This is a genomic window from Bifidobacterium sp. ESL1133 (assembly GCF_058107325.1).
Map to the genome: position 1 here is coordinate 1 of NZ_JBYLUI010000006.1, position 15,175 is coordinate 15,175.

At 57.3% G+C, this 15,175-nt stretch carries 6 protein-coding genes; 4 read left to right on the forward strand and 2 right to left on the reverse strand.

Features of this window, described 5'->3' with window-relative positions; genetic code table 11:
• The first annotated feature begins 44 nt into the window (after positions 1 to 44).
• The 4 genes from AC3B5A_RS06755 (at position 45) to AC3B5A_RS06770 (ending at position 10,466) form a co-directional block, all read left to right on the forward strand.
• Positions 45 to 1,076 carry a glycosyltransferase family 2 protein gene (locus tag AC3B5A_RS06755; RefSeq protein WP_489799989.1) on the forward strand — a complete coding sequence of 344 codons (1,032 nt, stop codon included), beginning with the start codon at positions 45 to 47 and terminating at the stop codon, positions 1,074 to 1,076.
• Positions 1,077 to 1,382: 306 nt separating this feature from the next.
• Positions 1,383 to 4,280, forward strand: a complete 2,898-nt coding sequence (locus AC3B5A_RS06760; protein ID WP_489799881.1) for a glycoside hydrolase family 3 protein — start codon at positions 1,383 to 1,385, stop codon at positions 4,278 to 4,280.
• A 399-nt stretch (positions 4,281 to 4,679) separates the two neighbouring features.
• Positions 4,680 to 7,619, forward strand: coding sequence for a glycoside hydrolase family 3 protein (locus AC3B5A_RS06765; RefSeq protein WP_489799883.1), 2,940 nt, complete (start codon positions 4,680 to 4,682; stop codon positions 7,617 to 7,619).
• Between the two features lie 339 nt (positions 7,620 to 7,958).
• A complete protein-coding gene (locus AC3B5A_RS06770; protein ID WP_489799885.1) occupies positions 7,959 to 10,466 on the forward strand; it encodes a glycoside hydrolase family 2 TIM barrel-domain containing protein in 2,508 nt (835 codons plus the stop codon).
• A gap of 160 nt (positions 10,467 to 10,626) precedes the next feature.
• Here AC3B5A_RS06770 and AC3B5A_RS06775 read toward each other — a convergent pair whose 3' ends face one another.
• Entirely contained in the window at positions 10,627 to 12,540 is a 1,914-nt protein-coding gene (locus tag AC3B5A_RS06775; RefSeq protein WP_489799887.1) for a hypothetical protein, read from the reverse strand.
• Positions 12,541 to 12,899: 359 nt separating this feature from the next.
• Positions 12,900 to 14,792, reverse strand: a complete 1,893-nt coding sequence (locus AC3B5A_RS06780) for an isopeptide-forming domain-containing fimbrial protein (RefSeq protein ID WP_489799889.1) — start codon at positions 14,790 to 14,792, stop codon at positions 12,900 to 12,902.
• Positions 14,793 to 15,175: the final 383 nt, after the last annotated feature.

Here is a 15,175-nt window from a genome sequence, read left to right on the forward strand (position 1 = left end):
GCCCACTCGGTACGCCTTTCCATGCGTCGCAAACGGTTGCGGCAATACCCTCCGGTGATGTAACGCTTACGTTCGTAGTCCCTGCATACAACATGGAGGACTATCTGGAACGCTGTGTCAACTCGCTGACGGCCACCGGTTCGGACGACGTGGAAGTGCTGGTGGTGGACGACGGTTCGTGCGACGGCACTGCGGCATTGGCTGATGCTTTGGCTGCGGCCAATCCTGGCGTAGTGCGCGCGATTCATCAAAACAACAAGGGGCATGGCGGCGCCACGAACGCCGGTGTGGCCCAAGCCCGCGGAGCCTATGTCAAAGTGGTGGATGCCGACGACTGGGTGGATGCAGGATCTCTGTCTCGTATGCTTGACGTGTTGCGCGGCCAGCGGGGCTCAACCAATCCGGTTGACATGGTGGTCACCGACTACGTGTACGACAAGGTAGGCAAGCGGCGCAAGCATGTGGTGCGATTCAACCGTGTGATGGATGCCGACGTGCGTCTTGAATGGGATGACCTGCATCGTTTCGGCATCGCACAATACCTCATCATGCACGCGTTGACCTTCCGTACCGAAGTGCTGCGTCAGGCGCATACCATCCTGCCCGAGCACACGTTCTACGTTGATTTCATCTATGCGTATCAGCCGCTGCCGTGGGTGTCTTCGCTCATTTATCTGGACACTCCGCTGTACCACTATTTCATCGGCAGGGACGGTCAGAGCGTACAAACCGATGTGATGGTGAGCCGTGTGGATCAGCTGGTGCGCATCAACCGCATCATGGCCGATGCCACGCCTGAACCCGGCATGGTCTCGCGCGGATTGTACCGATACATGATTCACTTCCTGTCCATCAACAGTGTGGTCGCCAGCGTGTTCCTCATCCTGTCGAAGGACCCGCACAATTACGAGGTGAAGCGCCAGATGTGGGACAATCTCAAACAACATTCGCCCGCCATCTCTCATGATGTGCGCAAGCAGTTGCCTTCCTTGGCTATCAACCTGCCTGGAGCCACCGGACGCTGGCTCATCCGTTACGGCTACCGTGTGGCCGAAAATGTGATCGGCTTCAACTGATTCCGAGTTCTTCTTGCATGGGACCTTCTCTCATGACAGGCACCGCAGCCTTTTCGGGCTCGTGACCGAGCAAGGAGATGTCTTCTCTCTGCCGAATATACGGTTATATGACGTTCGGTATGCACGAATGCACTGCGCTGCGAAGATACGCAGGTTGTGCTGATATTTTGACAGCTTGGCAGTTTTGCTGAAACTTCAGGTGCTTGAAGTTTGTTTGCTGGAATCAGACGCATGTGCCGTTCCTAGTCTTCCGCAATGTAGCGGTGATGTGTCAGAGAGATTTCAGTTATCCAAAGAAGGAGAAACATGCTCGGAGTCAATATCGACGACGTGATGGCCGTCGTCAAATCAATACGAGTGGAACTGGTGGTGATCGCAGCGGCGCTGGTGCTGGCGCTGATCGTCACCGCCGCAGTCAACAGGCGTACGGTGCAAGACCGTGCGGTACGTAAGCTCACACACTCGAGCGCCTGGGTCGCAGCCGCGCTCGCCAGCATCGCCGCCGTGGCCACCATGCTCTCCGGGCCGTTGAACAGCATGATCACCATGGCCACCGCGACCAAGCACACGCTGTCACAGTCCAGTATCTCCAAGACCAACAAGCTCGCGGTCGACATCGAACGCGAAGGCATCACCTTGCTGCAGAATAACGACGACATGCTGCCGCTGTCCAACAAAGGAGCTTCCAAGAACCTCAACGTGTTCGGATGGGCGTCCACCAATCCGGTCTATGGCGGCACCGGTTCCGGAGCGCTCGACGAATCATATTCCACCACATCGCTGCTCGACGGTTTGCAGCAGGCCGGATATAAGACCAACACCGACCTGTCGAAGTTCTACACCGGTTACGCCAAAGCCCGAGGCGTCATCGGCGTGACCGAAGCCGACTGGACGCTCCCGGAGCCTCCTGCTTCCAACTACAGCGACTCCATGATGAACGGCGCCAAGCAATTTTCCGACACCGCCATGGTGGTCATCTCCCGAGTGGGCGGCGAAGGCACTGATCTGCCCACCAATATGAACGCCAAAGGCATCACCTACCACAACAACTCCAAGGACTATGCCGACTTTACCGACGGTCAACACTATCTTGAACTCGACAAGTCAGAGAAAGACATGCTCGACCTGGTGTCGCGCAACTTCAGCAACGTCGTACTGGTCTATAACGGCGCCAACGCCTTCGAGCTGAACTTCCTCAAGGATTATCCCCAGATCAAGTCGGCGCTGTGGGTGCCGCACCCCGGTCAGGCGGGCTTCAAGGCCTTGGGCGAAGTGCTCAACGGCTCGGTCAACCCCTCGGGAAAGACCTCCGACACCTTCCTGACCGACATGAAACTCACGCCGTCATGGAACAACTTCGGTGATTTCCCCTACAACAATGTCCAGGAGTTCCAGATTGAATCGGCCAGAGGGACACGCTCGCCCCGATTCGTCAACTACACCGAAGGCATCTACGTGGGGTACCGATACTACGAGACCGCCGCGGACGAAGGGCTCATCAACTACGAGGACGTGGTGCAGTACCCGTTCGGCTACGGCCTGAGCTACACGAACTTCGACCAGCACATGGGCGAGGTGACCTACAGCGGGCATAAGGTATCGTTCGACGTGACCGTGACGAACAAGGGCAAGAACGCCGGCAAGGACGTTGTCGAAGTCTACAGCAATCCGCCGTACACCGACGGCGGCATCGAGAAAGCCAGCGCCAACCTCGTTACCTTCGCCAAAAGCAAGGAGTTGAAGCCGGGAGAGTCCCAGCGCATCCACATCTCCTTCAAGGACGATGACCTGGCGTCCTACGACTATAGGAACGCCAAGGCCTACGTGCTGGAGCAGGGCGACTACGGCATCTCCATCCGCTCCGACAGCCATCATGTCATCGGATCGCACACGCTGAACGTTCCCGACACCATCACCTACAACACGAAATCGAACACGCACGACGGCGACAAGGTGCCCGCCACCAACCAGTTCGACGACGTGGCAGGCAACGGCGTCAACTATCTGAGTCGTGCCGGGCATTTCTCCAATAGCAGCGCAGCGCTCGCAGCCCCGACTGACTATGCGATGCCCGACAATGTGAAGAAGACCTACTACAACAACGGCAACTACGATCCGAAGAAGTTCGATAACCCCGGCGATACGATGCCGACCACCAGTGCCAAGAACAATGTGCGTCTGGCGGATCTGCGCGGCAAGTCCTTCGATGACGGTCAATGGGACAAGTTGCTCGATGAGTTGAGCTTCAAGGACATGGACACGCTCATCGCTGACGGCGGCTATCAGAACGCTGCGATTGCATCCATAGGCAAACCGCGTATGTCCGACGTGGACGGTCCGGCGGCGTTGAAGGACAACTTCACCGGAGTGGGTTCCATCGGATTGCCTTCGAACGTGACGGTGGCCTGCACCTGGAACAAGGACATCGCGCACCGCTTCGGCGATGCGATCGGCACCATGGCACGCGATATGAACGTCTCCGGGTGGTATGCGCCTTCGGTCAATATGCACCGCAGTCCCTTCGGCGGCCGTAACTTCGAATACTTCTCCGAAGATCCGGTGCTCACGGGGGATATGGCTGCCCAGCAAGTGCTGGGAGCCGCCGACCATGGCATCTACAGCTTCACCAAGCATTTCGCGCTCAACGAGCAGGAAGTGCAGCGCAACGGTCAGCTGTGCACGTGGAGCAACGAGCAGGCCATGCGTGAGATCTATCTTAAGCCGTTCGAGATGGTCATGAAACAATCCAGCAAGACCCCACAGGCGTTGATGGGTGGGTTCAACTATGTGGGCAACACATATACCAGTGCGCAAAAGGCGCTTAATCAAACGGTGCTGCGCGGTGAGTGGGGCTTCCGAGGAATGATGGTGACCGACTACTTCTCCGGGCCGAATTACGGCTACCAGAATGCCGACCAAGTGATTCGCGGCGGCACCGACATCATGTTGGCCAGCACCGAGACCACCAACCATGTCACCGACCACAGTGCCACTTCGGTGATCGCCATGCGCCGTGCCTGCAAGAACATCCTCTACACCACGGTGAACAGTTGGATGTTCGAAAACGGTGAGCCCAAGCAGGCAACGCCGGCCTGGAAGATCGCCTACATAGTGACTGCTGTTGTCCTGGTGCTGGTGGCGGTTGTGCTGGAAGCGGTGGCCATACGGCGCTTTCTTGCACGTCGCAAGAAGCAAAGGGCATAGTGACTGCTGCCCTTGACAGGTGTTGAGAAAACGGCGGTGATAACGATGGAGCGGAAAGGAGAGTGATGCATACGAAAGTGAGTGGTTGGGGTTCGCGGTAGCCTCCTGAGTTCCTCGCCACTCACGCTCCATCGCATACCGCTTGTGGAATGTGGCTGCGCAAAACATGCACACCACGCTACAGTTTGTCGTTTACCCCTTATTCTCACAGCTCTTTCTGATGCAATAGACAGCAAGGCATAATGGGGTGCAGACCCTACGCTCGCGAAGGGATGCGAGTTAAGGGTTCACCTGATGGTGTGCGCGGCAAGTGGGCTGTGTGCGCCTGACTATGGTCGTCGACAAGAGCTGTCGGCGGCTCGCCTTGATCTCTGCGGAGATTCAAGAAGGAGGCAGACCATGCTGCAAATCAACATGGCTGATGTCGTCAACGTCTTGAAGTCGCTTATACCATATTTGGTGGTAATCGGCGTGCTTCTGGTGCTGGCTGTCGTCATCAGCGTCGCCGTCAATAAAAAGACGGTGAAGAACGTGGGCACACGCAAGATGGTGCGTAGCCAGACATGGCTGATCGTGATGGTTGCGATTGTGGCCGCAGTGTCGACGATGATGAACGGGCCGCTGGTCACGCTGCTCAACAACGCGTCGGCCCAGAAGTACGAGCTGCAGGATTCCACCAAGGCTCGCGCCCAGAAGATGGCTGAGGACGTGCAGGCTGAAGGCATTACCATGCTGCAGAACGACGACTCCAACCTGCCTCTCAAGGGCAAGAAGGTCAACGTGTTCGGCTGGGCTTCCACCAACCCCATCTACGCGGGCACCGGCTCAGGCCAGATGAACGACCAGTACAAGACGGTCTCCCTGCTCGACGGCATGAAGAACGCCGGCCTGCAGACCAACACCGAGCTGTCGGACATGTACACCAAGTACGCTCCCAAGCGCCCGGTGGCCAAGGTCATGTTCGGCCCCGAATGGGATCTGCCCGAAGTTCCCGCCAAGCAGTACAGCACGCAGACCGTGGACAACGCCAAGAAGTTCTCCGATGAGGCTGTCGTGGTGCTGGCCCGTCAAGGCGGCGAGGGTCTCGACCTTCCCACCAACATGAAGGCCGAAGGCGTTCCCTACAACAACAACTCCAAGGACTATGAGGACTTCAAGGACGGACAGTCCTTCCTCGAGCTCGATCAGACCGAGAAGGACATGATCGACCTGGTCACCAAGAACTTCCAAAACGTCACCGTGGTCTACAACGGCGGCAACGCGATGCAGCTGAGCTTCGTCAAGGACTACCCGCAGATCAAGTCTGTGGTATGGTGCCCGCCTGCCGGCCAGACCGGTTTCAACTCGCTGGGCAAGGTGCTTGCCGGTAAGATCAACCCTTCGGGCAAGACCTCCGACACCTTCCTGCAGGATGTGAAGAAGGGCGTCACCAACAACAACACCGGTGACTTCAAATACACCAACGTGGACGACCTGGCGCAGGAAGTGCGTGGCTTCAGTGGCAAGACCAACACGGTCAAGCCGACCTTCGTGAACTACACCGAGGGCATCTACGTGGGCTACAAGTTCTATGAGACCGCCGCCAAGGAAGGCCTCATCAACTACACCGACTACGTGCAGTATCCCTTCGGTCACGGCCTGAGCTACACCAAGTTCGACCAGAAGATGGGCTCCATCTCCCACTCGAACGGCAAGGTCTCCTTCGACGTGACCGTCAAGAACACCGGCGACAAGGCCGGCAAGGACGTCGTCGAGGTCTACTACAACCCGCCGTACACCGAGGGTGGCATCGAGAAGTCCAGCGCCAACCTAGTCAAGTTCGACAAGACCAAGGAGCTCAAGCCCGGTGAGTCCCAGACCCTGAAGATCTCCTTCAAGGACGACGACATGGCTTCCTACGACGAGAACAAGGCCAAGGCTTACGTGCTGGAGCAGGGTGATTACGACATCTCCATCAACTCCGACTCGCACACCGTGCTGGATTCCAAGACCGTGAACATTCCGTCCACGATCACCTACAACTCCAAGTCGAAGACCCACAACGGCGACAAGACCGTGGCCACGAACCAGTTCGACGAAGCCAAGGGCGAGGGCGTCACCTACCTGTCCCGCGCCGGCCACTTCGCAAACTACGCTCAGGCCACCGCCGCTCCGACGAACTTCACCATGAGCGACAAGGTCAAGAGCGAGTTCACCAACAACGGCAACTTCCAGAAGGCGTTGAAGAACAACGACTCCGACAAGATGCCGACCACGGGTGCGAAGAACAACGTGCGTCTGGCCGACCTGCGCGGCAAGGACTACAACGATCCTGAGTGGGACAAGCTGCTCGATGAGCTGACTATGAAGGACATGGACTCCCTGACCGCCAACGGCGGCTACGGCACCCCCGCCGTGGACTCCGTCGGCAAGGTACAGCTCACCGACGCCGATGGCCCGGCAGCTCTGAACAACAACTTCACCAAGGTCGGCTCCATCGGTCTGCCGTCCTCCGTGTCCGTTGCCTGCACCTGGAGCCACAAGATCGCCAACGACTTCGGCAAGATGATCGGCGACATGGCACACGACATGAACGTGACCGGTTGGTATGCTCCTTCGCAGAACATCCACCGCAGCCCGTTCTCCGGTCGTAACTTCGAGTACTTCTCCGAAGATGCCGTGCTCTCCGGTTACCAGGCCTCCGGTGAGATCGCCGGTGCCGAGTCGAAGGGTGTGAACGCTTTCATGAAGCACTTCGCGCTCAACGATCAGGAGACCAACCGTAACAACATGTGCCTCGAGTGGGCCAACGAGCAGGCCATCCGTGAGGTCTACCTCAAGTCCTTCGAGATGAGCGTCAAGCAGGGCGGCGCCACTGCCGTCATGAGCTCCTTCAACTACATCGGACCCACCTGGTCCGCTGCAAACCCGAAGCTCATGACCACCGTGCTGCGCGACGAGTGGGGCTTCAAGGGCTTCGCCGTCACCGATTACTTCGCGGGCTACGGCTACATGAACGCTGACCAGGCCGTGCGTGCCGGCAACGACACCATGCTGGCCACCACGAAGACCTCGAACCACGTGACGGACAAGTCCGCCACCTCGGTCAAGGCCATGCGTCAGGCCTGCAAGAACATTCTCTACTCTTCGGCCAACAGCTGGGTGTATGAGAACGGCGAGCCCAAGGTGCCGACCCCGATGTGGAAGACTGCGATGTACGTGGTCTGGGCCATCGCGGCAGTGCTCTTCATCGTCCTGGAGATTGTGGCCTTCCGCCGCTTCTTCAAGCGTCGTGCACAGAGCAAGGCTCAGGTAGCTGCGGCCACGGCTGCGGCAGAATCCGAGCCGGGACAGGAGTAAGCCTCCATCCCGCACCGTTCTCGCTCAGGCTTCCTGAAAGCCTGATTTGAGAGCAGGGGCAAACCGGTCTCCGGCTTGCGCCAACGCTAACGGGCAGTTGCAATTTCGGTTGCGACTGCCCGTTTTGTATGTGCTGGCGGATCAACTTGTTAGCTACCTGTTCTGCACATGCCGATAGCCGCGCATGATGAGCGTGGAGGTCTAGCTGATATCAGAGTGCCTGACTTAAGATATGCCTGACTTAAGAAGGCCTGATTTAAGATATGTCCGGCATAGCGTTGAGTAGACTTGACTGCATACTGGCATATGGTTCGATGCCGAACCGGGAAGTAGGGGAAGATGCGTCGGTTGGATTTCAATGACGGGTGGAGTTTCCGGCACCTTGACACGGATGAGCCTTATGAACCAGTCACTCTGCCTCACGACGCCATGCTTGCCGAACCGCGCGCCCAGCAAGCTCCTTCCGGTCGCCATGCAGGCTGGTTTGAAGGGCGCGACTACGAGTATGTCAAGCGGTTTGTGCCCGAACCTTCATGGCAGGGGATGGCGCTGCTGCTGGAATTCGAAGGTGTATACCACAACGCCGAAGTGTGGGTGAACGGCGAACGGTTGGTATTCAGGCCGTACGGGTACACCAATTTCTATGTCGATCTAGAGGACAAGCTTTATTTCGATCGTGAGAACGAGATACGGGTAGTGGCTCGCAATGCCGATCAACCCAACAGCCGTTGGTATTCAGGTGCTGGCATCTACCGCCCGGTGGCACTGTGGGTGGGGCCTGCAGGCCACGTGGAAGTCAATGGCGTAAGCATCACCACGGTGAGTACCGACCCTGCGCGTGTGCAGGTTACGGTTCAGGCCACGGTGCCGGGTGAGGCGAGGGTGCGACTGTACCCGTTGGATGATGAACCTGACACCTGCGCTGCCGAAGGAACCGTGGACCTGCCTGCCTGTAAAGGTTCTGTGGATTTGGAAGTTCCGCAAGCCCGGCTGTGGTCTGTGGACGAGCCAAATCGTTACCGCTGCCGTGTGGATTTCCTGCCAGCAGCGGCACCGTCCCAGCAAACCGCAAGCCAGAGCGATGCCGCAGAGGTCACCTTCGGCATCCGAACACTGGAATGGGGCGAACACGGTCTACTGATCAATGGCGAACGCGTCATCCTCCAAGGAGCCTGCGTGCACCATACCAACGGTATTTTGGGGGCGGCGGCCTATCCGCAGGCCGAAGAGCGCAAGGTGAGCTTACTCAAACGGCAGGGGTACAACGCCATACGCTCCGCCCATAACCCGTGCTCAAAATCCATGCTGGAAGCGTGCGACCGCCTCGGCATGCTGGTGGTGGACGAATACGCCGACCAATGGTATATCCACAAAACCGCATACGATTACGCCTCCCAGCTGCCCCACTGGTGGCGCGCCGACCTGGCGGACATGGTGGCAAAAGACCGTAACCATCCTAGTGTGATCATGTATTCCACCGGCAACGAAGTGAGCGAAACCGCTCAACGAAGAGGCATTCGGCTGGCAGAGGAGATGAGCGAGCATCTGCACCGGCTCGACCCCACGCGCCCGGTGACCTGTGGCGTCAACATCTTCTTCAACCTGCTCAGCAGTCTCGGGTTCGGTCAATATTCCGATGCGAAGGCGCGGCATGAGATCGAATCGGCGCACAAGCATGAAGCTCACCAGTATGTGCCCGGTGAGAGGCCGAAGAACGGTGCGGTGCGCAGCATCGTTAGGCATGGTGCGCAGCGTGCCGGCACCGCCGACGTTCAGCGTGCGGTCGGCAGCGAATTCTTCAATCAGATGGCCGGGCTGCTTGGTGCTGATGTGATGAAAACAGGAGCGGCGTTGCCTGCCTGCGACGCGGTGACCCGAGATGCCTTCGCGCGCATGGATGTGGCCGGATACAACTACGGCATCACGCGGTATCGCAAGGATCTGCAGCGATACCCACAGCGTCTCATACTCGGCACCGAAACCTTTTGCTCGGACGCGTACGAGTTCCGGGAGCTGGCCAAAGCGAATCCCAGGCTCATCGGTGACTTCGTCTGGGCGGGCATGGATTACCTGGGCGAAGTGGGCGTGGGAGCATGGGAGTGTGACGATTACGCAGACTTGGGCAGCGACTTTGGTTGGGTTTCAGCCGGATCGGGCCGTCTCGACCTCAACGGATCGCCGCTTGGGGAAGCTCTATACACTAGGGTTGCTCTTGAAGAGGAGTCCGGACCGCTTATTGCGGTCAGGCCGCCCACGCATGTTGGGAGCAAGCACTCGCCCAGCGCGTGGAAAATGAGTGATGCCGTACCCTCGTGGAGCTGGAACGGGTGCGACGGGATGCCAGCCTACGTAGAAGTGTATGCGCGCGCCGCCACAGTGAAGCTATGGCTCAACGGTAAGAACATCGGTACACGGCGACTGCACGGCGGCTGTGTGGCCCGATTCGCATGGCCATGGGCTCCCGGCATTCTGGAAGCAGTGGCCTACGATGCCCGCGGTATGGAAATCGGACGGCACAGGCTGGTCAGCGCAGGGGAGGATACCGAACTGCGGCTGGATGTGGAAACCGGGACTGCACAACAGCGGGTAATATTCGTCAACGTGCGCTACACCGACAGCCAAGGCACAATCAAACCCATGGCTCGCGGCATGCTGCGCGCACAGGTATCTGGCGACGCGCAACTGCTGGCGTTCGGCAGCGCCGCACCATTCAACCGAGGCAGTTATCTCAGCGGTGAGAGCGAAACCTACTTCGGTCAGGCGCTCGCTGTGGTGCGAGTCGGAGGGGACGACCATCCCACTCTGACCGTGAGCGATGGAACCCATTCAGTCATGTGCGCGTTGTGACGAGGTAGGGTTTCCATATATTAGCGGCATCGGCTTCGGCAGTGGCTTTGCGCGCTGCGGGAGATGCAGGAGATGCAGGAGATGCGAGTGCCCCTCCGGTTTTTCTTGACCGGAGGGGCACGTTCAGTCGAAGCAGAGAGCCTGGTAAACGAGGCTACTGCTACGAGACTTGTTCAAACTGTTGCTTGAGCGGCAGCATTGTGCTCTGCTTGTCGGAGAGTTCATCGCTCGCCTTCATGTTCTTCACGCTAGAAGCCGGCGCGTAGATGACTTGCACGTCAGCAGGCTTGGCTAAGCCGAAGTTCGTCACTGGGCAATCTAGCCCAGCAGTGCCCCAATTGCGTGCGCTGTTGTAGTAACAAGTCCTTAGGGTGATGGAGGGCAAGGTGAGTGCGGGAACGGTGGCGGTGTCAGACCAACTATGGCCGCCATCCACGGAAACTTTGTATCCAGACATTCTCGGCGCATTGACTGCCGGCAACTGGCTGGTCGGAGACCATTGATCCAAACCAGCCGACGTGAAGGCAATAGTATTGGTGAAACGTTGCAGCTGTTCGCTTTGATTGTCGCGCAACCGAGAAGAAGGTGCAGAAGTCCAACTGTATGCCCCGTAATATCCCACGCGTTGTGTGCTGTTCGATATGGGTGCTCTCCGCCACCACACGGCATTTCCCTTGGCGTCTTTGACGGTGACTTTGATGCTGCGTTGGGCCACTGGCTGCTTACCGTTAGGACTGTTACGCAGGAAGTTGGCACCTGCGGTAATCGAGTCTTTAATCATGCGGTATTGCACAGATGTGTTCAGGCTGCCATCCAGCATGGAATTAAGACTGTCATTATTGTACTGCATGACCAGCGGGCCGTTGATGTAGTCTCCTCTGCTGTCTGTGGATTGCGTAGGGTCGAGAGGATGGGTCAGTCCAAGGACGTGGCCGAGTTCGTGATTCATGTGTCTGACCCACGCCTTGTTGACAAGATCGATCCAGTATCCGTTGGCTTCCTCAAATGTTGAGCCTTGCGTGCATTCAAGATATGCTCCGCTTCCGCACCAGTTCCAACCCACTGCTGTGGTACGCTGCTGGCTTGGTTGAGTTTCATTGTCACGTTCGAAAGAGTATCCGCGAGTAAAGAACCCTCCTGGTGTGGCTTTCTTTGCAAACTCGGCAATATCGTCGTTATAAGAAGTCGTATTGATATTGAGTGTCTGATGGTTGGCTGATGCGGCGACTCCCTTGCGGTAATCGGTCGATAGCTGGAGGCATTGAATATAGTCACGTTCGGCGTTGGCAACGATTTTCCCGGATTGGTTGGTTGGAGTAAACGTGAGTTGTGATTTGAGCAGGAAGAAGTCCTTGCCGAGCAGCAAGTTCCAATTTTGCATGGAGCGTTGAAGGACTCCTGTCTTTAAGAAGGCGGCTACGTCAGCCGGTACTGTTTCATCGTTGAAGATGATGTGAGGATTATTGGAGATGAGTGAGAGCTGTTCTCCCAACGATGCATAGCTGGAAAGCCAGCTGAAAAGGTTCGTTTTGCGGTAGCACAGGTGCAGTGAAGCGTAGTTGTCGTTATCTGCGCTGCACCAGTAGGGAATCTGCGCGTTGTAGTCCTGTTTGACACCGTTGATGGAGATGCCGTCGGTGGTGCCTTGTGACGAGGGGGAGGCTTTAACCGCACTGGATGTGTATGTGGGGTTTTGCTGGGGAACCTGTACGCTGGAATTTTCAAGGAAGGTGATGCCTGGAATGGCCACGTCTCGTGGAGCTTCGCTGAGTTGTCCAGCAGGTACGTTTTCGGAATGTCCGGGGCGGGGCTGGGAAGCGGCTCGCGATGCTCCGCCAGAGGAAGAGCGAGTGGTTGGATTGTCTGGCGATTCTTGGGTTGTTGTCACTCCGATAAGCGAATCAATGTTGTCGGTTTGAAGATCAGTATCTTGGCTGTTGGGTTGTGATAGCGCGGTTGGGAATGACAGTTCCGCTGGTTCCGCAGCCTGTGCGGTCAGTGGTGCTGTCAGCCCTAGGGTGAGTGTTGCGGCTCCTAATGTGGCGAGGAGTCGTTTTGAGTTGAGGTGTGTCATTGAGTGCCTTTGATCGAAGGTGCAGGTGTATTCACGCACTGCTATCAGGAAGGGGCACTGCTCATCTGTTACATCTCTAAAACTACTTTTCCCTGCCTGAATGTGTGAATCATCTGGAGTGCGGTTGCGCTCGGTTTCAGTGTATCAGTGATGTGCCGATGGGAGACGGATATCGCAAGAATATGAGACTGACGTTGCAACTTCATGTGTGCTGGTACAACAGTACATGGCTGCAATGGTATGTGGTCGTAATGGTGCATTGCCGTAAGACGCAATACAAAAATTGTCCCCTCCGGCCGGAGCCGAAGGGGACAATCTCTGAATTCAGTTGTTAGTGCCTAGGCACTGAGCGGTGAGGCTCAGATGGCGGCAGCCACAACCTGCTTCTGCATCTTCTTCTTGTAGAAGGTCAGCGTGCCAGCGGCACCCAGGAGCACAATGGCCACGATGACGGCGAGAATGACGCCGGCGCCACCGGTCATAGGCAGCTGGGTGATGCTGTTGACGGAGTAGACGGTCACCACGTAGAAGGCAGTTGCGCCATCGATGTCGGTGGGGGTGCTGTTGGCCGCTACGAGACCCCAAGCATCGCCACTGTTGGTCCAGTTACCGTGAGTGGATACCGTGCTGGTGGAAGGATCTACAACCTCGTCAACGGTGACCGTGAACTCGGGCTTGAAGGTGTTGGAGTAGCCTTCAGGACCAGCGGTCTGCGTGATGGTGTAGGTGCCCTTGGGCAGGTAGGTGATCTGCAGGATGCCATCGGCACCGGGATCGGTCACGGCAGCGCGAGGCACAACCATCTCAGTCACGGACTGAGCGGTGATGGCGGCACCTTCGGCACGGACGTACTCGCCGTTAGCGCCGAGGTTGAAGGTGACAGGGTTGCCAGCGGCATCCTTCATGGTGTACTTGGCGCCGGCGATGAGGCTCTCGTCAGCCTTGGACTTGTTGTCGAGCTCAAGCTTGTAGGTCTTGGCGCTGGGGGTACCCTGGGGGTAAGTAGCCTCGGTCGTGTAGCACTGAGGCTCCTGGCTGGAGACGGTGGAGCAGGCGGTGTAGCGAGCCTTGTTGGACCAGCTACCGGTACCATCGTCAACGACCTTCATCTTGTAGGTGATGGTGATGATGGAGTCGAACTCGAGACCCTGATTCTTGACGGCGTTCGAGAGATCGAAGATGATCTGCGAGGTACCGTCACCGGTCCAAGGGTTAGCTGGATCGGGAGCTGGGGTGCCTTCGATGCGGATGCTGTACTCACTCGGGGAGAGCACTGCTTCAGCAGCGCCCTTCTTCGTGGCCTTGATCTCAACATTGGAGGAGCCTTGCCACTGCAGACCGGTGCTCGGCGTATCCTTGATGAGCAAGGTGTAATCAGTAGCTGCGGCGGTGTTCGGCACGTGCTGCTTCAGTGTGTAGGTCAGAATGCTGCCGGGGCCTTCGGCGCCGGTTGCATTCGATTCCTTGGTCAGGCCGGGCTTCTCGTTCTTCATGTTGATGACGCCCAAGGGCTGGGCAGCGAAGGAATAGCCGCCAGTCTTCTGAGGAGCGGTCGCACCGTTGCCGACCGTGGTGCCCACAAGCATGGGAGCTGAGGAGCTGTGGCCAGTGGCAGGATTGGTGGAAGGCATGGCAGTGGTGTCAATGACAACGTAAATGCCCTCAGTGAGACCCGGAATGGAAACCGAAGCCGCGCCGGCTGCTGCTTCCGTGGTTTCCGTAGCTGCCGCAAGCGCAGCCTTGAAGGATGCGGTGTTCTGCAGCTTGGTCACGAAGTGGCGAAGAGCGCCGTCATAAGCGTGAGCGCCGTTCGACGTGGTGTCGACGTTGTTGGTGGCGGAGGCATCGGTATAGCCGAGCCAGTGCTCAGCAACCTGGCCGATGGCGTTGCCGGTGTAGTGAGGGTCAACTCCAGCGGTGCCGCCCGTGAAGCCCATGTTTTCGCCAGCAGCAGCCATCTCGCCGAGTACGGCGGCGGCATCGCTCTGGATGGCGGGGACGGTGTTTACGGAAACGTTGGTGAGGTCGGTGCCGTCGGTCTCAGCATCGGCGTATCCGCCAACCTGCACGGCCTTGAACTTGTGGCCGGACAGAGGATTGAGGGCATCTGAACCATTAATCGTGATAGTAGCACCGGAGCCAACAGGCAGTACGGTGGACGCAGCCATGGCGGAGCCGCTGACTGCAGTCAGGCCGAGCGAGGCGGCAACGATGGTTGCCAGACCCAGCGAGAGCTTTGATGATTTCTTCAATGTGAATCCTTTCAGGAAACATTTGCTGTACATGATTGGGCGAGCCCTAAGCCGCCCGCCCTGTCCAGGCGAATGAATCGTTGATATTATTCATGAAACTTTCGTTGTTATGTTTCGTAGCGCGTGCCACTCAGCATAAGTTTCAGGCTTCATAAGAAAGATTAGCATGCTAAGGTGCCTCCATTTTCCTCAAATTACCGCCATTTTTCAGACGTACAGTAGGAAACTGTCTAGTAAAATATGTGCTTACCTGAAAAAAGCCTGATAAAGCATAAAATAAATAGACATATGCACGAGCGGCGACTATTGAGAATTTCTAAAATGTGACGCAAGTCACAAAAAGGAGTGATGGACTTCTGGTTTTCTGTTGATATATCAGCCTT

What these genes read in the sequence shown, in the direction of transcription:
- AC3B5A_RS06760 (WP_489799881.1), top strand. Translation starts at nt 1,383, where the DNA reads ATGCTCGGAGTCAATATCGACGACGTGATGGCCGTCGTCAAATCAATA.
- AC3B5A_RS06765 (WP_489799883.1), top strand. Translation starts at nt 4,680, where the DNA reads ATGCTGCAAATCAACATGGCTGATGTCGTCAACGTCTTGAAGTCGCTT.
- AC3B5A_RS06770 (WP_489799885.1), top strand. Translation starts at nt 7,959, where the DNA reads ATGCGTCGGTTGGATTTCAATGACGGGTGGAGTTTCCGGCACCTTGAC.
- AC3B5A_RS06775 (WP_489799887.1), bottom strand. Translation starts at nt 12,540, where the DNA reads ATGACACACCTCAACTCAAAACGACTCCTCGCCACATTAGGAGCCGCA.